Origin of the sequence: Aliiglaciecola sp. CAU 1673 (assembly GCF_029223185.1) — a bacterium.
GTDB lineage: Bacteria > Pseudomonadota > Gammaproteobacteria > Enterobacterales > Alteromonadaceae > Bowmanella.
Genome location: NZ_JARHUG010000002.1, coordinates 249,770 through 268,312 on the forward strand (window position 1 = coordinate 249,770; position 18,543 = coordinate 268,312).

Here is an 18,543-nt window from a genome sequence, read left to right on the forward strand (position 1 = left end):
CTATGTCCCTCTTGGCAGGTGAACGCGGGTGCCTTCCTGCAAATAGAATGGGTACACCATATTGTGCCTGCTGTTGGTGGCTTTGATTTGATAGGTGAGTTCAAATCTGAGTACGCCTTCGAACAGATCGTCCAATTGTGGGGTGATGCTGAGTAATTTAATCCTCGGTTCAAAAAACAGCACGGCCTGGCGCATGGCGTCCAGCATGTTAGCAATGCTGTGTTCGGTGATAGCGTCGAATACGTAGCGATGCAGATGGCAGCCATACTTTGGGTGCATCAGGCGCTCACCGGGGCGAGTGGAAAACAGGATCTGCAAGCTTTGCAGGATGTCCTGTTCATCGCTAACCGTACTTATCCCTCGTGACGAAGACAAGAATGCGGGAGGAAAAGACCAGCCGGTTCCGAGGAAATCATCATGTTGTCCATGCTTTGCCATGTCAGCCTCCGATAATCACGGTCGGGGCACCCAGCACTATGCTGCCACCATGGGCGCAGGTGTCGCCCATGCGGGCAGCTGGCTTGTTGTTGATCATCACGGTGCTGGAACCCATGGCGATACTGTCCGGCGGCCCCACACACAGGCAATTGTCGCCGATCACCGCCGCCGGCAGCTTTTCAATCAGCACTGTCGGTACACAAGGGCCGAGGATTGGGCCTCCCACATGGGGGATGGGTGGCAGCCCGGGTGTGACCTGGGGACAGACATGCATATCGGTAAGTCTGGCGGCGGGTGGCATGGTTGCTCCTTAATTAATCATGACCATGGCGCCTTTGACCGTGGTCTGGCCGGAAGCCGATAATTCGGCACTGGCATTGCCCTTGGCGGTAAACCCGGTCTGCGCAGTGTGATTGATGTTCATGCCCTTGGAGGTGCAATCGCCGGTGGCTTCAATATCCACATTGCCCTGGGCTTTGAGGCTTATATTGCCCTGAGCCTTAAGCTGAATGTCTTTAGGGCTTTGCAAACTGATGCCGGACTCATTGAGCTCAATTTGGTTGTCGTTCTGATCCTGGATCAGGATGCGCTTGCCGTCTTCGTCCAGAATCAGCTGGTTATTGGCCGGGGTGAGCAGGCTGATGCGCTTGTTCTGTTCGTCAAATTCCATCTTCAGGCCGGCGCGGGTCACCATGGCCTTGATATTGTTGTCGGCCTCCATTTCATAGGGGGCCGGATGGCTCTTGCTGTAAAGGCTACCCAACACCACCGGGCTGGTTGGGTCGTCATTAAGATAGCCCAACAGCACTTCATCGCCGATTTCCGGCACACAGAAATAGCCAAATTGATTGGAGGCATAGTGGCTCAGTAAGCGGGCCCAGATCCCCGGATTCTCTGTCTGCATCAGGGGCACTTCCACCATAATGCGAAAGCCTGCCTGGGGATCCTGATCCAACTGTTTAACAATGCCGATATTCAGGCCGCTGATCCCCGGTAGCAGTCCTGCCGCCGGTGGGGCTTCTATATCGCGGTTTTGTGCCGACCACTGGGGCGACATGCCGAAGCTGACCTGGCACAGCCAGTTACCCTGCTCAAGTCGGTGTTCCACCCGACTGACAAATACTTTGCCGTTAAAGCGCTCGCCCAATCCCGCCAGCTCCAACAAACACCCCGGCTTCACTTTGGACTGTCCCTGACAGCGCAGTTCGCCGCGGATCCTGGCCAGGGCCGATTTCAGTTGCTGTCCACCGGCCCAGCTTTTGCACTGTTCCTGGCTTAAAGGGCCGGGATGCTGCAGGCGAAACTCGGACAGTTTGCCAATTTGGGCCAAGGTCTTGGCATCGAGATTGCCCTGACTGGTCAGGGCGTCAGGATCGGCGCTTTGCGACAACACTTGCTGGCTGGCAGGATCCCAACTGTAGCCGCTTACATTTTGATACTGATGGCCGGCCTCCAGATTGGCATTAAAGCTGATAAGATCTTCACCATAGGTCAGCTTATAGGTCGGTGTGGCACCGGTGTCAGGCGCTTTGATACTGAGTTTGCCGTCGTCGACAAAAACCAGCAGGCCGTTGACCTCGGCGCGAGTGAGCATAAAATCCCAGTCACAGCAGTAATACTGCACTACCTTTTCCAACTGCGCGGTGGTGGCGTCCACGTCGGTGCTGTCAGCGTATTTGCCGCCAATCAGACTGAGAATGTCGCTGTCCTTACTGTCCTGGTAGTTGGCATTCTGGCGGCCCAAGGTAGCGGCAAAGATTTTGTCTTTGCATTCCAGCACCAATCTGGCCTGTTGATGTTCGCTGAAGGATAAGCCATGACGGGTGATAACACCGGCAAAAATCTGCTCTTCCTGCTGATCATAACCCGCCTTGATCACCACCTCGGCGCCGGGCTTAAATAGGTCCTGATTGCTCAGCGGAAAATCCTGGCTCGGCATATCACCATCGGCAAACGTCAGGGTGGCTGACGGGATGCGGTTGACCGCTTTGATAACTTCCACCGAAATCAGGCCAATGCTGTCGTCGATGTCCTTACCGTTGCAACTGATGGTGATCCGCAACGGTCCGTCACTGTGGGTTAAAATGCTATCTGCCATCATGACCTCAATGGCGGAAAAGACAGCGTGGTGCCAGGCTCAAGAGGATGGAAACGGTCAAGACCGTTGGCCTTGGCCACCTCCAGGTAATAGCCGCTGTCTTTGTAGATTTGAAAACAGAGATTGGGCAGGGTGTCACCGGCTTTTACTACCCGCCTGTGAGTCAGGTCAGGGGACTGGCGATCGGCCTCTAATGATTCCTGTTTATTGGAAAGATAACTGCCAAAATCCAGCTTAAGCTTTGCCCGCAGCGGATCGCCGTTTGGCTTGAAAAGATTGTATTCGACAGACAGGGAATTAAGGCGGCCGATAAAACTAAAGGCTTTGCCCCATTGTACCTTGACAATACTGGGTTCATGTTCGTCGCCCTGGTAATCGTAAACCACGTCCTTTAGCTGCTTTATCTGGGTGCTGACATCCTGGCTTTGGCTCTGTGGCAGAGGGATCACGCCGGTGCCATCCAGAGTCAGTTCGAAACTAAGTTTCTCCTGCTGATACTGATTGAATTTACTTTCGATGGCCGATTTTCCCTGTACCTTGTCATTGTCGTAGCGGATCCCCAACTGATGACTCAACGACGAGGGATTGACCATCGCCGTAAAACTTGGCCCGCCGGACTGAGGTTGGCCGCTTTCGTCGCAGCCGCTGATGGTCAGCAGGGATTTGCTGCCGGTACTTCCTGAATTCATCAACGCTCCCTGACTTCACGGTGTTGCTGTTCAATCAACCGCTGACATTCACGTAACAACTCTTCGCGTAAAGCCTGCAGGTCCTGAGGCGTGTTTTGATCGAATGGCTCCTGCGGTGCGTCCTGCAACCGTGAGCGGACTATCAGGCGGGTAATCTCAATGGGCATTTGGTTATAACTCCCTGCTCATATATTGGTAACTCAATTCCAGCTTTTCGATGGCCACTTCGTTCTTGGTGGATTGAAAACTCTCTATTTCCCAGCTCAACGGGTAAGCATTGGCAAAAGACCAGGCGCGCACAGGAATGCCCTGGTCATTCAGCAAAAACACCATGATATTCATCGGCACAATGACAGAAGACAGGCCGGACTCGAACACCTCTTTACACCAGTGCACCAAAGGAGAACTGGCATCGGCAATCCCGCGTTTCAGCACCAGATTGTTATGCTTAACTGCTTTGGGCAGTTTATGTACAAAGCGGTTTTCGCCGCCTTCTACCAAATCTTCGGTATCGAACTGACTGCCGATACCGGAGACTTCCGAAAAGGCGGTATCGGCCATGCCCATTGAAGCGGCAAAGGCGACTTTGAAGTGAAAAGCACTGACCGGGTAGGAGGAAAGCTGCGACATCAGCCAGCTCCCCCCCGCTCAGTTCCTTGAGGAGCACTACGCATTGTCAATGGTGATCCCTTCGTGCGCGATCTCTATGGTTTCGATGGCTACTTCGTTACCGTCAGATTTGAGATCGGTTCCGGTGATCTTGGTGGGCCAGGCATTCGCCAGTGTCCACACCATGGTCGGTGAGCCCGCCTCATCCAACAAGCTGATGGTGACGGGCACCCGTTTGATGGTGTTCATTTTGATTTGGCTGAACCAGTCCCAGAACTTGTTATCGGACTTGTACACCCCCTTTTTCATGGTGACATTGCCGGATTTCTTGATCCCCGGCATCTTAATGGTAGAAAACACCGGATTGTCGCCGCTCCGGTACTCGATGATCTGGGCTTCGATATCCAGCCCGGATACCTCCTGAAAAGACATCACCTGAGAATCCCACTTCACCTGAAAGTAAAACTTGGGAAGGGGCCACACCGAGGTGGATTGTGCTGAGCCGTCGTCTGCCATGGGAACTCTCCTTTATGCTAAATGGCTAGGATTTCTGCATCTGTTGCTGGAAGGTGATCTCGATAAATTCGGCCGGACGGATCAATGCCACCAGCACTGTCACCCGTAGGATCCCCTCGAGAATATCTTCGCCGGTCATGGTTTCGCCCAGACCGACGCTGACGCTGAAGGCATCTTCCGGGGATGCGCCTGCCAGGCCTCCCCGTTTCCAAATGCCTGTCAAAAAGTTGCGGATCATGCTCTTAATGGTGGCCCAGGTATTGGCCGTGTTGTTCTCAAACACGTAGGCCTTGGTGGCCAGGCGAATGGATTCTTCGAGCATAATCATGGTGCGGCGCACATTGATATAGCGCCAATCCAGGCTGTTTCCGTCCAGCGTACGGGCGCCCCACACCAAGGTACCTTCGCCGATATAGGTGCGTATGGCATTGATGGATTTGCCCGAAGTGGTGACGTTGAGATCTTCCTGTTCGTCATGGCTGATATTGACAGCAGGGGATACCACTGCGCTGAGGCTGACATTGGCCGGCGCCTTCCAGACACCAAGGCTGTTATCCACCATGGTATAGATGCCTGCCATGGCGGCAGCCGGCGGCAGCAGATTCAGTTGTTGGCGAATATGGGCCAATACTTCCACATAGGCGGGGCTTAACGCTTTTAGAGCCTTATGCAGCTGCAGCTTTTCGGCCTCCACTTTAGATTTAGTCCTGGCCTTATTCTCATCTTCGGATTCTCCATCCACCGGGTCGGCTTTGACCGTGCTCCAGTCTGTGCTCAATCCGTTAACCAGTTTTATTTGCTGGTTGAGTTTCAACAGCTCGGCTTTTTTTGCCGCCGGGGCATCATCTGCGATGGCGACTTCGGCGTCGGCAATGCCTCTTTCCTGACGGATCACCTCCTGCAAAATAGCCAGACTGCTGATATTTTCAAAGCTTAGGTCCCGGTCCAGCACTATGGTGGTGTTAACCCAAGGATAATAGGCACTGGCGAAGTCCAGATAGTTGATGCCAAGCTTGGAACGGAAGTTTTCGATACAATCGCCGCTTTCATCCTGGCGATCCTTATATCCGTCATAAATATCCAGGATAGCCACCCGGTTGCGCATCTTGCCGCCACAATGGGCCAGCACCGCCTGTTGCACGCTAATGCAATCCGCTTCACCGAGTAAAATGGCATCAGGCACCAGGACCATGGTGGGTTCCTGTTCTTTGAGCAAGGTATCGACGCCGGCCGTAAGTTTGTCCGGTGCGACGGCGTTCTCCTTGCCATCATCCCCAAGGTAACTCCCTACCGACACCACATAGCAGGGGCCACCACCATTTTGGTAAAACAGCATCATCGCCCTGTACAACTGGAACTTTCCGGCGTCCTGTTGCAATTGATAGCGTTTATCCTTGCCCTGGAACTGCACGCCTTTGGGATCTTTTTCCGCTTCCGCCAGACTGAATTGGGAGGTAGCAGCAAATCCAAAGAACTTGTGGAACTCCGCCATGGAGGTTATACGCATCGGCGTGTTGTGCAGTGATTTCTTACCGTTTTGCGCAAATTGGGTGTAGCCGATAAAGGCCGGTACCGCAGTGGCCACCTCGACGATGGAGTTGGGAAAGGCGTTCTTCTCAACGATATAAACGCCCGGCGTTTTCATTTGCCCCATGATGGTTTCCTTTTTGGGTTAGGTGTGGATATAAATTTCAGACATGATGCTGCTGACTCCATTAACGACTTTCCTTTCATACTGTCCTGCCGATGCAATCGGCAGGCGTTTGATCAGGATTTTCTCTCCCCCTTCGCCTTCACTGAACAAGGTGAATTTGAAAGGGCTATGCTGCAAAAGCGGCAGCGGCGCTTTGGAATAAAAGGTCTTGGCCATCTGCCCGTTGGGCAGGACGGTATCTGCGGCCTGCTCGAAACTGACCTTGTCGTCAAGATCACGTATTTCCAGGACTTTCTCGAATGTCCGGCCAATCAGGTAGTAACACCAGATGCTGTGCAGATTGGCAAAACGAAGGTGATAGTGGGGGGGATTACCGTCCAAAGCGCTTTGCAGCATATTGGGGGTGAGCTCCAGATGAATCAGCAGCACCGGGGCGATGGTCAGGTCGGCTTCACCTGCTTCTTGCAGAGCCTGGGCGGCGATCTGACTGTCTTGCTTTTCCAGAAAAACTCCCTGATGCAATCTCTGGCCAAGTTCGGTTTCCGGCAAAGGCTGTTGATTGCCGCAGACATACAGATTCTTTGGCCATCCCAAAAGCGGTTGGGTGGCATAAAAAAAGTTCTCATTAGCAAACAGCATAAAGGTTAGCAACAGGGGACTATCTTCACAGCAGGCCCGGCAAATAGGCAGATCCTGTTGGTTCAGTATCAGGCAAAATCCCTGCTGGGTTTGTTTATATAACAACCTGGCATTGTTTAAGGCCGCTTTGGTGTGTCGGGTCGGACGCAGGGCCGGATTGTCGAGATAGCCGGAGCTGAAAAAATCGTGATGCAGGCTGACATCCAGCACAATCATGGCGCTCATCCACGGCTCCCTACATCGGTTTGCGGCGAACGGGTCAGGTGCACACGTCCACTGATGTCGCGGCCGTTAAAGCAGATCATCCTGACCTTGTAGAGTACCGAGGGTTGGTAGTGGCCGTTGAGCATGCCCCACAAATGGCTGGTGTCTTGCAAACTCAGATTTTCCATTTCCAGGGTCAGTCGTTCTATGGAGGCGTCCAACTCCGGTAAATCCTGTCTGCTGAACACCGGATGACGCTGGAAAAAGCCGATGCTGGCGGATAGCAGGGTCAGGGCGTCACTGTAGTTACTGCCAGTGAAGTTGGCGGTCAGCAACATATTGATATTCAGGTAAAGAGGAGATGCATGCAAGGTAGCGCCTGCAAAACCACGATCGGGTAACGATGGCCTGCTGGCAGATGCGTTTTCTTTTTCCAGTCCTACCACCATCAGCAATATCTTATTGTTGGCCCGGCCAACTGCATTGCCATCGGGGTCGCTCAGGCAGGATACCAATCCTATATCCTCATCTAATTGGAAGCTCTGCTTCAGATGACGATTAAGGTGTGTGGCAAGTTGTGTCAGGGCGTTCCCAATCATCGCTTTGCATCCAACCAAAACAGACAAGAACAACGCATGAACAGGCAATAGCCTACAGGCGAGCAAGACATTGTTCGGTTCAGGCACGCTCGTATGTCGAGCCCGCCGGGATAAGCTATTGGTGAAGGAAAGGGGACAATTTGCCTAGCAAAGGGACAAATTCCAACGTGTCATTAACTGCATCCATCACATTAAGTCCCAAGGGTGGCATTGCCGTTTGGAGTAAACTGGCCTCGACCTTATCCATAGCACACCCAAAAGTGGCTGGGACCTCCCTAAAACGTATAGCAGCTTTTTTAAACAACGGGATGTTGTCGGCAAAAATATCTTTGCAATGGAAAATGATGAGGCTTTGGTTGATAACCACAAATTGGTTGCATTACCCTGAAAAGACTGGCTTGCGGGCTCTTTTGTTACGAAAGCTGAAAAATGTTACTTTTATTCCGCCCACTAATCATCAGCAAATAAATTGTTACCAGATAAGGGACAACATTATCGACATTGAGCTTTTGATGCATAGAGCCCGTCAGGATACAAGCACTTATAAAAAATTTGGGTTTCAGCGGATCGCCCCATTTCGATACCTCGCGCGGCTTGCTATCCTATGGCGCCCGGAAGGAAGTACATGGATTTTTTGATGACCCACGCCCACCCAATTCGTGTCTACTACGAAGATACGGATGCCGGCGGCATAGTTTACTATGCCAATTACCTGAAATTTATGGAACGCGCACGCACAGAATGGCTGCGGGATTTGGGTATTGATCAGGATGTGTTGCTGGAACAATCTGTGGGTTTCGTCGTCAAACGGGTGGAATTGGACTATCAGGCGCCGGCGCGCTTCAATCAGTTGCTGACGGTAAAGTCGCAAATGTCAGAGTGCAAAAGAGCCAGTCTGGTATTCAAACAAGAAATCGTTAATGACAATGACAAATTATTAGTAAGTGCCACTGTGGTGGTCGTCTGTGTTGACCTTATGCAGATGAAAGCGCAGGCGATACCGGCATTTATTTTAGGGGAACTCTCTCGTGCACGCTGATATGTCTTTCTTTGGCTTGTTTATGCAAGCCAGTCTGGTAGTAAAACTGGTTATGCTTCTGTTGATGGCCACCTCTGTGGTGTCCTGGGCCTTTATATTTCAGCGCAGCAAGGCGCTGAATGAAGCGCGCACAGAAGTGCGTAAATTCGAGGATAAATTCTGGTCAGGAGGCGATTTAAACCGCTTGTATCAGGAGATTGCCGCGCGCCAACAGGTATCCGGTATGGCCAGCCTGTTTCTGGCCGGATTCAAGGAATATGCCCGTCTGCGTAAAAGCGCCAGTGCCAGCCCTCAGGCAGTGATGGACGGTACCTATCGTGCCATGCGCGTGTCCTTGTCCCGCGAAGTGGACAGCCTGGAAAGCAGCTTGCCGTTTCTGGCCACCGCCGGCTCCATCAGCCCCTATATCGGTCTGTTTGGTACGGTTTGGGGTATTATGAATTCCTTTATCGCTTTGGGGCAGGTACAGCAGGCTACCCTGGCCATGGTCGCGCCGGGCATCGCTGAGGCTCTGATTGCGACGGCCATTGGCCTTTTTGCGGCGATTCCTGCAGTAATTGCCTACAACCGTTTCAGCCACCAGGTGGAAAAGCTGGAAAATAGCTACGCCAACTTTATGGAAGAGTTTTCCAGTATCCTGCATCGCCAGTCTCATGGCAGCGACGCCAGCCAATAGGAGGCCATGCCATGTACGAGAGAAAGCGCCGCCGACCGGTATCGGAAATCAACGTTGTTCCCTATATCGACGTGATGTTGGTATTGCTAATTATCTTTATGGTGACCGCGCCTTTGATCACGCAAGGCGTCAATGTGCAGTTGCCCAAAGCGTCCTCTGAGCCACTACCTCAAGACAGCAAATTGCCATTGGTGGCCTCTGTGGATGCCGAAGGTCGCTATTTCCTGAATGTGGGTGACACTCAGGATAAACCCATGTCGGCAGCTGATTTGGCGACCTTGGTGGCGGCTCATATGCAGGTGGATCCAAAGACCCCGGTGGTGGTTAAAGGAGATGGACGGGTGCCTTACAACGAGGTGGTACAGTTGATGGTGCTGCTGCAAAAAGCCGGCGTGCCCTCAGTGGGGCTGATGACGGAAGATCCGGAGAGCTAAATGAAGAGCTTGAAGGCGGCATTCATTAAATCCGGCGCGTTCCATATAGGCATATTGATTTTCCTGCTGGTGGGGGTACAAATCACGCCGCCAATGGAAGTACCATTGATGCCCGATGTGGATGTGGTCGAAGCCGTGGTGGTGAATGAGTCTGCGATTGCCGAGCAGGTGAAGCAGATTGAAGATAAAAAGCAGGCTGAGAAACGCAAAGAAGAGCAGCGCGTGGCTGACCTTGAACGTCGTGCCAAAGAAGCCGAGCAAAAGCGCAAGCAGGAAGAGGCGCAGGCGGCCGACGCGCTGCGGCTGAAGAAGCAGCAGCAGGAAGAAAAGCGTAAGGCTGAAGAAGCGGCGGCCGAGGCCCGTAAAAAACAAGAGCTGGAAAAGCAGAAAGCCAAGAAGCTGGAAGAGGAACGCAAGCTGAAAGAGGCGGAGCGTCTGAAAGCCGAAAAAGCAGCTAAGGAAGCCAAAGAGCGTAAGGAAAAAGAAGAAAAAGCACTTAAAGAGGCTGAACGTAAGCGTAAAGAAGCCCAGGAACAGGCAGAGCGGGAAAGGCTGATGGAAGAGCAGCTTAAAGCTGAGCAAGCGGCCCGTGCCAAGCAGCGTAGCCGAATGGTGCTGACCGAGATGCAGAAGTACACTGCATTGATTCAGCAAGCGGTGCAGCGTAACTGGATTGTGGATGACAGTATGATAGGCAAGCAATGTCGCTTGAACATCAGCCTGGCCACGAACGGCTTTGTGAAAAGCGTCAGGATCTTAGGCGGCGATCCCAATACGTGCCGCTCTGCCGAAACTGCCATTTATAAGACGGAAACCCTGCCGGTGCCGTCCGATCCCGATGTAATGAAAGAGTTTATGAACTTTAACTTGTTGATGGTAAAGAACGAATGATGACAAAAACCCGAATACTGTTTCTATCGACATTATTACTGATCCAGGGACTGTGGATGCCAAGCCAGGCATTGGCCACTTTGGAGATTGTGATCACCGACGGGGTGGATACGGCCAGACCCATTGGTGTGGTGCCATTTAAATGGAAGGGGCAGGGACCGATGCCCAGCAACCTGACCGATGTGATTGCTGCTGACCTGCGTCGAAGCGGTAAATTCAATCCGATAGATTTTTCCCGGATGCCACAGTTACCCGGCACCGACGGTGAAGTAGATTATGCCGCCTGGGCCTCAAAGGGCATTGAAGCTATTGTGGTGGGTACCATTGAAGAGCAATCGGTCAACCGCTATTTAGTCTCTTTTGAGTTGATTGACGTGGTACGTGGACAAATCACAGGTGGTCGCAACCGTGGCTCGCAGCTGGTAAACAGCCGTGATCACATTTTGGAAGGTCGCCAGCATGTAGTAGGCGGAAATAACTTTCGCCGTCATGCACACCTTATCTCCGATATCGTGTATGAGAAACTGACCGGTGAACGCGGCGCATTCCTGACCCGCATCGCCTATGTGATTGTGCGTGATCGCCAGCGTGAGCAGTTCCCGTATCAACTGGTGGTGGCCGACTACGATGGCGCTAACGAAACCGTATTGCTGCGCTCCAAAGAGCCCTTGATGTCGCCGTCCTGGTCGCCCGATGGTACCAAGCTGGCCTATGTAAGTTTTGAAAACCGTCGCTCACAGATTTATATCCAGGATATTTATTCCATGAGCCGTACCCGTCTGACCGACTTCCCCGGTATCAACGGTGCGCCCAGGTTTTCACCTGATGGCAGACGCTTGGCCATGGTACTGTCAAAAGACGGTAACCCGGACATCTACGTGATGGACATTGCGAGTAAGCAATTACGTCGCCTGACCGACAGTTTGAACATCGATACCGAACCGAGCTGGACACCGGACGGGCAAAATCTGGTATTCACCTCAGAGCGGGGTGGTAAACCTCAGATTTATCAAGTAAATTTGTCTTCAGGCAAGATATCGCGCATGACTTTTGATGGTGAAATGAACCTCGGCGGCACGGTCACGCCCAACGGTAAAGATTTAGTGATGGTCAACCGCACCAACGGCAACTATCATATCGCCAGACAGGACATAAAATCATCCAGAATGCAAGTGCTGACCAAAACATATTTAGATGAGTCGCCCAGTATCGCGCCGAACGGGAGTATGATAATTTACAGCACCCTGCATAATAACATGCAGGTCCTGTCTCTGGTTTCGCTGGATGGTCGATTCAAGGCAAGATTGCCGGCGGCCAACGGACAGGTAAAATCACCAAGCTGGTCCCCATTTTTAAATTAAACACCCTTTGACACCAATTAAGGAACACGAGGATGCAATTCAGTAAAGTATTCAAGGGCATTGTTGTAGCCCTGCCGATCGTAACCCTGATGGCTTGTTCTTCAAGCAGCCAGGTAGATGATCAAGCGTCTACTAACCAAGACGACTACAGCACCATTCAAACCGGGCCAGTTGAGCGTGTAAGAACCGCCGAAGAACTGATGCGTGAGGAAATGAACTCTCTGCGTAACGAACAGGTTATCTTCTTCGATTTCGACCGTTCTGTGATCCGCAGCGAATTCTTCCCTATTCTGGACAAGCATGCTGCCTTCCTGATTAAAAACCCCAGCCTGACAGTGACCGTTGAAGGCCACACTGACAGCCGCGGTACGCCTGAATACAACATCGCCCTGGGCGAGCGTCGTGCCAAGTCTGTTGCCACATACCTGCAAAACGCCGGTGTAAGCGCGATGCAGATTTCTGTGGTTTCTTACGGTGAAGAAAAACCTGCTGCCATGGGTTCTGATGAGTCTGCAATGTCTCAGAACCGTCGTGGTGTGCTGGTTTACCGCTAAGTCGCCGGGATGATGAAACGCAGCCTCGCTGTCGTTTGTTGTCTGAGTGTCGGAGCCGCCGCTTTCGCGGCTCCTGCACCGGTAACAGACGTATCCCGTGGGAGCGTCGATAGTCGTTTGACCGCCTTAGAGCGAATGGTCGAAGCCCGTACCGATTCACAGCATCGTATTCAGCAACAACTGGACGTGATGCAGCAAGAGGTCAACGAACTTCGCGGCGCTGTAGAACTTCACACTCACAAGCTTGAGCAAATCCTCGAGCGCCAGCGTGAGCTTTATCAGGAAATTGACCGACGCATGGAAGGTTTACAGGCGCAACAACCTGCTCCTAACTATGACGTTGCCAACGATATGCCTGCCCCGTCTCCACAGGATATGTCATCCGGTGGTGAGGCCGAAGCTTACGACAAAGCCGTTAATCTCATCTTGCGTGATAAACGTTATGATGATGCCATTCCTGCCTTTGAAAATTTCTTGCAGACCTATCCAAGCTCCAGCTATGCGGCCAATGCCTATTATTGGTTGGGACAACTGCAATTCAACAAGCAGGCATGGGACAAGGCAACCCAGCAGTTTGAACGGGTGGTCAATAACTATCCCGACTCTAACAAACGTGCCGACTCGTTGTTGAAAATGGGTATGATTGCGCAAAATCAGGGCAACCTGGCCAGAGCGCAGCAGTTGTTTGAACGTGTGATCAAAGAGTTTCCCAATTCCTCTGCAAGGAAGTTGGCCGAGCCTCGCTTGAACGCGATTAAACAACCGAGATAGAAAAATCCTCTTTTAGTGGTGTTCAGGTAATCACTGTCGAAAAAGCAATAGTAATCCAGCTTTACTATCGCTTTTTTGACAGATCTTCACCTTTTTTAATGTTTTTTTGCATTTCTCTACCCCTCGTTAATTAAGAATTTTTTTCTGAAATCTGGGTATTTTTGCCGCTCCTTGGTGCTATATTTAGACAACTTGAGCATTAATGCGGCACTCAGTCACCGAATTGTCATTTTCTTCGATAATTTGGTTGCACCCAATCGATATTTGAGTATTATATGCCGCCGTTGCGACAGGCAACGTAAAGCGAACGGGTCGTTAGCTCAGTTGGTAGAGCAGTTGACTTTTAATCAATTGGTCGCTGGTTCGAATCCAGCACGACCCACCACTTTTCCAGGTGGCTTCGCTTAAGGATTGCAAAATCCAACCCTGTCATCACTTCCAAGATTGTGGGTCGTTAGCTCAGTTGGTAGAGCAGTTGACTTTTAATCAATTGGTCGCTGGTTCGAATCCAGCACGACCCACCACAATCTCAAAGTCCAAAGTTACTCTCCCAAGCAAAAAGTAAAACCAAAACTCAAAGCAGACTCGATAGGGTCGTGTGGGGTGAGAACCAGCTAGGTTCGATTAAAACGCCTGGAGCGTTTTAAAGCATCGCCGCCTTTGGGCGATGGCCCGCAGGGCGAAGGGCAGGGAGCCCGGAGTAATCCAGCACGACCCACCACAATCTCCAAGCTCCGAAGTTATCTCCCAAGTAAAGAATTAAACGAAATCCCAAAGCAGACTCGATAGGGTCGTGTGGGGTGAGAACCAGCTTGGTTCGACAAATTTGCCCGGAGCAAATTTGAACATCGACGCTTTTACTCACCACCTCCCTGTGGTTCGTCCTACGGACCAGCTAAAGCTGTTGATGGTTGCTCCAGGCAACCATGCTGTCGATGGCCCGAAGGGCGAGGGCAGGACAGCCCGAGTAATCCAGCACAGTCCAGAGCCAACCCAAGCTACTCCAAGCACCAAGTTACTCTCCCAAGCAAAAAGTAAAACCAAAACTCAAAGCAGACTCGATAGGGTCGTGTGGGCTGAGACTATTTTACATCCTTAGCTCCGTAAACGATGCTTCCCTGCATCACTGCTGCCTGGAGCAAAATATTCACCACCTTTTCCTCCTGCATCCTGCCTTTGGAAAAGGCCCAGAACAGACATCCTTGTCTGTTCGTATGCTGCGAAAATTGTTGCGCGCTCTCACAATTTTTCATCGCAGCATACCCATGTGGTTCACCTGCGAGCAGGCCAGCGAAAGCTGTTCCAATGGGTTCCTTACCCGTTGGTAGAACGCACGGTAGTGCGGCCTGAAAGGTGAGGGCAGGATGGCCCGAATAGCCTGCTAGGTTCGACAAATTTGCCCGGAGCAAATTTGAACATCGACGCTTTTACTCACCACCTCCCTGTGGTTCGTCCTACGGACCAGCTAAAGCTGTTGATGGTTGCTCCAGGCAACCATGCTGGCGATGGCCCGAAGGGCGAGGGCAGGACAGCCCGAGTACAAATTCTTCAGGAAAGAATTTGAACGCACGTCAGGGCGGCCCGCAGGGCGAAATACAGGACGTATTTCGTAATCCAGCAAAAGCTAGCGATGGAATTACACCTTCAAAGAGCAGCGTTAAGCAGTCGGTTACCTACCAGTACCGCTCCACAGTAATATGCCCAGGCTCCCGCTTAAGATTCTTTCGCAATCCCCGCTCCAGCAAATGTTGTTGGATATCCGCCACCATCTCAGGATTGCCACACAACATCACCTGACTGTCAGTATCGATTGTCGCCTGTGCAGACTCCTCAAGCTGTCCGGATAACAATGCATCAGATAAGCGGCTATCCAGCTGTCCACAGCCTTTTTGCCGAGTGACGCTGGTAATCAGCTGGAAGCGATCAGGAAAGGCGTTCTGGAAGCCTTGTAGCTCTTGAAAATAGGCCAGGTCCTCTTGATAGCGGACGCCATAACACAAGATTATCTTTTCAAAGGCAGTCCAAGGTTGCTCGGTGCGCAGCATGCTGATGTAAGGACCCACCGCGGTGCCTGTTGCCAGCATCCATAGTTGTTTAGCGCTGGGCACTTCATCCATGGTCATAAAGCCTCCGGCTTTGCCGCTGACCAGTACCTCATCCCCGGCATTAAGGGCGGCTAACTCAGGTGAAAGTTTGCCATTTTCCACACTGATCAGAAGGACTTCCAAAAGCGGCTCATGAGGGGCACTCACCAGAGAGTAGGCCCTGGGCACTTTTTTCTGCTCTAGTTCCAATCCCAGCTTGATATATTGACCCGCCTTAAAGGTCTCCACATCGGCCTCAATATGTAAAGAGAACAGCTTGTCGTTCCAGTTGGTACGCTCAATGATCTTGCCAGTAGTCCACATGCGTAATAGTCCTTTTTTCAGCTACCACCAAAGCATAAAGATTTTGCTGCTGGATAAAAAGTGTTCTGTTTGTGTCTAAGCCTTCGCTTGACAATATATTTGAGACAATATCGACAGATGTCATTTTTCAGACACCCAATGTATAATGCGCGGCCTTTTAGCCAAGCCGAGTAGCGCCATGACAGAAACTTTGAGCATTGATACTCTCGACTATTCCTTTCCCCCTAAACCTCGTCCTTTAAGCGACGGGCAGAAACAGGAATATCGAGAACGCATCAAACGCTTATTGAAAGAGCGTGATGCCGTGTTGGTGGCCCATTATTATACCGACCCGGAGATCCAGGCCCTGGCTGAGGAAACCGGTGGTTGCGTTTCCGACTCATTAGAAATGGCGCGTTTTGGCCGTGATGCCAAAGAGCAGACCCTGATTGTGGCCGGGGTTAAATTTATGGGCGAGACCGCCAAGATTTTAAGCCCGGAAAAGACCGTGCTGATGCCCACTCTGGAAGCCACTTGTTCATTGGACCTGGGATGCCCGGCGGATAAGTTTTCCGCTTTTTGTGATCAGCATCCAGACCATACGGTGGTGGTTTATGCCAACACTTCTGCCGCAGTAAAAGCCCGTGCTGATTGGGTCGTGACCTCCAGCATAGCCTTGGAAATCGTCGAGCATCTGGATAGCCAGGGCAAGAAAATCTTATGGGGACCCGACAAACATTTGGGTAGCTATATCCAAAAGCAGACCGGTGCCGACATGCTGATGTGGCAGGGGGCTTGTATCGTGCATGATGAATTTAAAGCCAGAGCGCTCAAAGCCCTTAAAGAGCAATATCCCGATGCCGCCATTTTAGTGCACCCTGAATCACCGGCCAATGTGGTGGCAATGGCCGATGCGGTAGGCTCTACCTCTCAGCTTATTAAGGCTGCGCAGACCTTGCCCCATCAACGGCTGATTGTGGCCACCGATCGCGGTATCTTCTACAAGATGCAGCAGGCGGCACCCGGCAAGATTTTCCTTGAAGCGCCCACCGGTGGTGATGGAGCCACGTGCAGAAGCTGTGCCCATTGCCCTTGGATGGCCATGAATGGCTTGCAGGCTATTGAGGAATCGCTAACCGATAAGTCTGGCCATGAAATTTTTGTCGACGACTCCCTGCGCCAAAAAGCTCTGATCCCGCTGGACAGAATGTTGGCTTTTGCGGCCGCCCATAAGATGAAAGTCAAAGGCAACGCCTGATGTTTTGAGTATCGAAACAAATCCCCGCTGCTGCGGGGATTTGTTTTTCTGCCGCTTAAACTGCACTTTTAACAAATTGTCACATAAGGCTGGCAAGACCAAGACAATGGGTCTAGTGTGTAGAAAGCTAAGACAAGGAGTTTGTCATTGATGCAGGAAACGTCGCAAAAGTCTCTCCCCCCGGTAGAACAGCAATTGCTTTTGAATTGTGCCCATCATGCGTTTAAAAACGGTTTGGCTGAAAAGGACGGCGCTAAGATAGCGAAAACCTTTCATCTGGTTTATGAAGCCCACAACGCCAAGCTCTTGGGCAAGGTACCGGATTCTCACGTTAGCCTTCTTAAAGCCGCCAAGGAATTGGTGGGCTTACAGAGCAAAACCAATCAATTCTTCGGTGAAGCCATTGTGATGCTGACCCTGACCGTTCTCACCTCTTTAAAACCCGCGGCCTGAATACGTTACTGCTGCGAAGGAGGAACGTTCTCCTCGGGCGGTGCTACTGCGTTATATCTGGGTACACAGGGCTCCACGGAAAACTTCACGCCAAGGGGAGAGCTGTCTTTTTCGGCCACAAACATGGAGTAGTCGTCAATAGTCAGGCTGTGTTGCTCAGGTTTTTTGGCACAGGCCGAATGGGGATAAGTTTCAAAGTGATAGATAAAATTCGCCACCATTTGATCTAAAAAGCGCACTGGTTTTGTGCCTGGCGCTTTGGCTTCTTGTGAGGCAGCATTGATTGCATTATCTGTCTGCTGTTGTTCTTTGATGGATTGCAACAAGGCAGTGATTTTTTCAGGATCGGTATTGCGCAGATCCTTCAGTTGGGCAACTTGCTCTGCTGTGAGAGACTCGTCCAGGCCTTCCATTCGTGGTTTGAAGATATCCAGTTGTTCTGCATAGGGTTCAATCAGTTCCAACAGGCCGACAATCACCACCGGGATGATGATGATCCTTAAGATCATAAAACTGATTACAAAGGATTTGTCTTCCCAATGGATAGGCAACCTGATCCCTATCAGCCTGAGTAACAGTGTGATTAAGAGCCAAAGATTACCGGCTACCAGGGCCAGGGAAAAGAAAAACACCGTGGCAGCCACTAACCAGAAGGGCAGCGTCAGTAAGGTGGTAAAGCCAAGGGTAAATACAAAGGGGGAGGGCTCTACCCCGGCGATGTTATTGATTTTCAGGGCTGCCAACGCCAGCGCAAAATTAGCCGTTCCAGCGTAAAGCACCAGTAACAGGCCTTTGCCCAAAGTTTGCTCCCAAATCTTATGGAACAGGTGCCACATTTCCCGGCCAAGCCCGACACCGGCTAAAACAATGACCACCAACTGTATATCCCGGTCTTCACCCACATCCTGAATTGTGGCAAGTAGCGCCACAAAAGCTGCCAGATAAGACCATTGGGAAAGGGTGAGCTGTCCTACCTTTTCTTTAAAGGAGAGTCCGTTGCGCTTTTTATTGGGCAAACCCAGTTTGTATCTTATGCGCTGCCATAGCGTTGTAGGGGAAGGGAAGTCCTCGTCTTTCTGGGATGTATCAGTCAGCCTTTCCATTGCTCAGCCCGGTGCTAAATAGGGGAATTAGCTTATTACAATACGCAATCAAATGCGCCAGGGCGACTGCTAAGTTGTGAGGATGACCTTGAATGTAATTAAATTACATTAAATTGTTAATTTAATCGTTTCAAGTCGAAATAAAGCTGTAAACAGGCCTAATAAGTGTA

At 51.3% G+C, this 18,543-nt stretch carries 21 protein-coding genes, 2 tRNA genes and 1 other RNA gene; 12 read left to right on the forward strand and 12 right to left on the reverse strand.

Annotation, left to right across the window (positions count from 1 at the left end; all coding sequences use genetic code 11):
* Genes P2G88_RS02880 through P2G88_RS02925 form a run of 10 tightly spaced genes read right to left on the reverse strand, consistent with a single transcriptional unit; the run spans position 1 to position 7,446 of the window.
* Positions 1-438: a GPW/gp25 family protein gene (locus tag P2G88_RS02880; protein ID WP_275794141.1), complete on the reverse strand. Its 438-nt coding sequence runs from the start codon at positions 436-438 to the stop codon at positions 1-3.
* A gap of 1 nt (position 439) precedes the next feature.
* Complete coding sequence (locus P2G88_RS02885) at positions 440-739, reverse strand: PAAR domain-containing protein (protein ID WP_275794142.1); 300 nt, start codon at positions 737-739, stop codon at positions 440-442.
* A 9-nt stretch (positions 740-748) separates the two neighbouring features.
* Positions 749-2,536 (reverse strand): type VI secretion system tip protein VgrG, encoded by a 1,788-nt coding sequence (vgrG, locus tag P2G88_RS02890; protein ID WP_275794143.1) that lies wholly within the window; start codon positions 2,534-2,536, stop codon positions 749-751.
* Positions 2,536-3,225: a peptidoglycan-binding protein gene (locus P2G88_RS02895; RefSeq protein WP_275794144.1), complete on the reverse strand. Its 690-nt coding sequence runs from the start codon at positions 3,223-3,225 to the stop codon at positions 2,536-2,538. The genes vgrG and P2G88_RS02895 overlap by 1 nt, the downstream gene beginning before the upstream one ends.
* Positions 3,225-3,392: a DUF5908 family protein gene (locus P2G88_RS02900; RefSeq protein WP_275794145.1), complete on the reverse strand. Its 168-nt coding sequence runs from the start codon at positions 3,390-3,392 to the stop codon at positions 3,225-3,227. Before P2G88_RS02900 ends, P2G88_RS02895 begins: the two co-directional genes overlap by 1 nt.
* Positions 3,393-3,396: 4 nt before the next feature.
* A complete protein-coding gene (locus P2G88_RS02905) occupies positions 3,397-3,855 on the reverse strand; it encodes a phage tail protein (RefSeq protein WP_275794146.1) in 459 nt (152 codons plus the stop codon).
* 36 nt (positions 3,856-3,891) lie between these two features.
* Positions 3,892-4,350 (reverse strand): phage tail protein, encoded by a 459-nt coding sequence (locus P2G88_RS02910; RefSeq protein WP_275794148.1) that lies wholly within the window; start codon positions 4,348-4,350, stop codon positions 3,892-3,894.
* A gap of 25 nt (positions 4,351-4,375) precedes the next feature.
* Positions 4,376-6,004, reverse strand: a complete 1,629-nt coding sequence (locus tag P2G88_RS02915; RefSeq protein WP_275794152.1) for a phage tail sheath C-terminal domain-containing protein — start codon at positions 6,002-6,004, stop codon at positions 4,376-4,378.
* Between the two features lie 18 nt (positions 6,005-6,022).
* Positions 6,023-6,868 (reverse strand): hypothetical protein, encoded by an 846-nt coding sequence (locus tag P2G88_RS02920; RefSeq protein ID WP_275794154.1) that lies wholly within the window; start codon positions 6,866-6,868, stop codon positions 6,023-6,025.
* Positions 6,865-7,446, reverse strand: a complete 582-nt coding sequence (locus P2G88_RS02925) for a DUF4255 domain-containing protein (RefSeq protein ID WP_275794155.1) — start codon at positions 7,444-7,446, stop codon at positions 6,865-6,867. The genes P2G88_RS02920 and P2G88_RS02925 overlap by 4 nt, the downstream gene beginning before the upstream one ends.
* A 625-nt stretch (positions 7,447-8,071) precedes the next feature.
* Here P2G88_RS02925 and ybgC point away from each other — a divergent pair.
* The 10 genes from ybgC to P2G88_RS02975 all read left to right on the forward strand — a co-directional run bounded on the left by ybgC (position 8,072) and on the right by P2G88_RS02975 (position 13,893).
* Complete coding sequence (gene ybgC / locus P2G88_RS02930) at positions 8,072-8,485, forward strand: tol-pal system-associated acyl-CoA thioesterase (protein ID WP_275794157.1); 414 nt, start codon at positions 8,072-8,074, stop codon at positions 8,483-8,485.
* On the forward strand, positions 8,475-9,161 hold the full coding sequence (tolQ, locus tag P2G88_RS02935; RefSeq protein WP_275794159.1) for a protein TolQ: 687 nt from the start codon (positions 8,475-8,477) through the stop codon (positions 9,159-9,161). Before ybgC ends, tolQ begins: the two co-directional genes overlap by 11 nt.
* 11 nt (positions 9,162-9,172) lie before the next feature.
* On the forward strand, positions 9,173-9,595 hold the full coding sequence (gene tolR, locus P2G88_RS02940; protein ID WP_275794161.1) for a protein TolR: 423 nt from the start codon (positions 9,173-9,175) through the stop codon (positions 9,593-9,595).
* Positions 9,596-10,486, forward strand: a complete 891-nt coding sequence (gene tolA / locus P2G88_RS02945) for a cell envelope integrity protein TolA (protein WP_275794163.1) — start codon at positions 9,596-9,598, stop codon at positions 10,484-10,486.
* A gap of 56 nt (positions 10,487-10,542) precedes the next feature.
* Positions 10,543-11,847 carry a Tol-Pal system beta propeller repeat protein TolB gene (gene tolB, locus P2G88_RS02950; protein ID WP_275794262.1) on the forward strand — a complete coding sequence of 435 codons (1,305 nt, stop codon included), beginning with the start codon at positions 10,543-10,545 and terminating at the stop codon, positions 11,845-11,847.
* Positions 11,848-11,879: 32 nt separating this feature from the next.
* Positions 11,880-12,401 carry a peptidoglycan-associated lipoprotein Pal gene (pal, locus tag P2G88_RS02955; RefSeq protein ID WP_275794165.1) on the forward strand — a complete coding sequence of 174 codons (522 nt, stop codon included), beginning with the start codon at positions 11,880-11,882 and terminating at the stop codon, positions 12,399-12,401.
* Positions 12,402-12,410: 9 nt separating this feature from the next.
* Positions 12,411-13,172, forward strand: coding sequence for a tol-pal system protein YbgF (ybgF, locus tag P2G88_RS02960; RefSeq protein ID WP_275794167.1), 762 nt, complete (start codon positions 12,411-12,413; stop codon positions 13,170-13,172).
* Between the two features lie 309 nt (positions 13,173-13,481).
* Positions 13,482-13,557 (forward strand) — tRNA-Lys (locus P2G88_RS02965).
* Between the two features lie 63 nt (positions 13,558-13,620).
* Positions 13,621-13,696: transfer RNA gene (locus P2G88_RS02970), tRNA-Lys, on the forward strand.
* Between the two features lie 58 nt (positions 13,697-13,754).
* Positions 13,755-13,893: non-coding RNA, RtT sRNA (locus P2G88_RS02975), on the forward strand.
* Between the two features lie 952 nt (positions 13,894-14,845).
* On the opposite strand, the gene P2G88_RS02980 is transcribed toward P2G88_RS02975, so the two are convergent.
* On the reverse strand, positions 14,846-15,580 hold the full coding sequence (locus tag P2G88_RS02980) for a ferredoxin--NADP reductase (protein WP_275794169.1): 735 nt from the start codon (positions 15,578-15,580) through the stop codon (positions 14,846-14,848).
* Positions 15,581-15,758: 178 nt separating this feature from the next.
* Here P2G88_RS02980 and nadA point away from each other — a divergent pair, with 178 nt between their 5' ends.
* Both nadA and P2G88_RS02990 read left to right on the forward strand, forming a co-directional pair.
* Complete coding sequence (gene nadA, locus P2G88_RS02985; protein WP_275794171.1) at positions 15,759-16,817, forward strand: quinolinate synthase NadA; 1,059 nt, start codon at positions 15,759-15,761, stop codon at positions 16,815-16,817.
* 150 nt (positions 16,818-16,967) lie between these two features.
* Entirely contained in the window at positions 16,968-17,270 is a 303-nt protein-coding gene (locus P2G88_RS02990) for a hypothetical protein (RefSeq protein ID WP_275794172.1), read from the forward strand.
* 5 nt (positions 17,271-17,275) lie between these two features.
* Here the strand turns inward: P2G88_RS02990 and P2G88_RS02995 are convergent, their stop codons facing one another.
* On the reverse strand, positions 17,276-18,373 hold the full coding sequence (locus P2G88_RS02995) for a hypothetical protein (protein WP_275794173.1): 1,098 nt from the start codon (positions 18,371-18,373) through the stop codon (positions 17,276-17,278).
* Between the last annotated feature and the right edge of the window lie 170 nt (positions 18,374-18,543).

Excerpts from the sequence above, each read along its gene's own strand:
- P2G88_RS02980 (WP_275794169.1), bottom strand. The coding sequence starts at position 15,580 with ATGTGGACTACTGGCAAGATCATTGAGCGTACCAACTGGAACGACAAG.
- pal (WP_275794165.1), top strand. The coding sequence starts at position 11,880 with ATGCAATTCAGTAAAGTATTCAAGGGCATTGTTGTAGCCCTGCCGATC.
- tolB (WP_275794262.1), top strand. The coding sequence starts at position 10,543 with ATGCCAAGCCAGGCATTGGCCACTTTGGAGATTGTGATCACCGACGGG.
- tolR (WP_275794161.1), top strand. The coding sequence starts at position 9,173 with ATGTACGAGAGAAAGCGCCGCCGACCGGTATCGGAAATCAACGTTGTT.
- P2G88_RS02920 (WP_275794154.1), bottom strand. The coding sequence starts at position 6,868 with ATGAGCGCCATGATTGTGCTGGATGTCAGCCTGCATCACGATTTTTTC.
- P2G88_RS02900 (WP_275794145.1), bottom strand. The coding sequence starts at position 3,392 with ATGCCCATTGAGATTACCCGCCTGATAGTCCGCTCACGGTTGCAGGAC.
- vgrG (WP_275794143.1), bottom strand. The coding sequence starts at position 2,536 with ATGGCAGATAGCATTTTAACCCACAGTGACGGACCGTTGCGGATCACC.
- nadA (WP_275794171.1), top strand. The coding sequence starts at position 15,759 with ATGACAGAAACTTTGAGCATTGATACTCTCGACTATTCCTTTCCCCCT.
- P2G88_RS02990 (WP_275794172.1), top strand. The coding sequence starts at position 16,968 with ATGCAGGAAACGTCGCAAAAGTCTCTCCCCCCGGTAGAACAGCAATTG.
- P2G88_RS02905 (WP_275794146.1), bottom strand. The coding sequence starts at position 3,855 with ATGTCGCAGCTTTCCTCCTACCCGGTCAGTGCTTTTCACTTCAAAGTC.
- P2G88_RS02925 (WP_275794155.1), bottom strand. The coding sequence starts at position 7,446 with ATGATTGGGAACGCCCTGACACAACTTGCCACACACCTTAATCGTCAT.
- P2G88_RS02910 (WP_275794148.1), bottom strand. The coding sequence starts at position 4,350 with ATGGCAGACGACGGCTCAGCACAATCCACCTCGGTGTGGCCCCTTCCC.
- ybgF (WP_275794167.1), top strand. The coding sequence starts at position 12,411 with ATGATGAAACGCAGCCTCGCTGTCGTTTGTTGTCTGAGTGTCGGAGCC.
- P2G88_RS02885 (WP_275794142.1), bottom strand. The coding sequence starts at position 739 with ATGCCACCCGCCGCCAGACTTACCGATATGCATGTCTGTCCCCAGGTC.
- P2G88_RS02880 (WP_275794141.1), bottom strand. The coding sequence starts at position 438 with ATGGCAAAGCATGGACAACATGATGATTTCCTCGGAACCGGCTGGTCT.
- ybgC (WP_275794157.1), top strand. The coding sequence starts at position 8,072 with ATGGATTTTTTGATGACCCACGCCCACCCAATTCGTGTCTACTACGAA.
- tolA (WP_275794163.1), top strand. The coding sequence starts at position 9,596 with ATGAAGAGCTTGAAGGCGGCATTCATTAAATCCGGCGCGTTCCATATA.
- P2G88_RS02895 (WP_275794144.1), bottom strand. The coding sequence starts at position 3,225 with ATGAATTCAGGAAGTACCGGCAGCAAATCCCTGCTGACCATCAGCGGC.
- P2G88_RS02915 (WP_275794152.1), bottom strand. The coding sequence starts at position 6,004 with ATGGGGCAAATGAAAACGCCGGGCGTTTATATCGTTGAGAAGAACGCC.
- P2G88_RS02995 (WP_275794173.1), bottom strand. The coding sequence starts at position 18,373 with ATGGAAAGGCTGACTGATACATCCCAGAAAGACGAGGACTTCCCTTCC.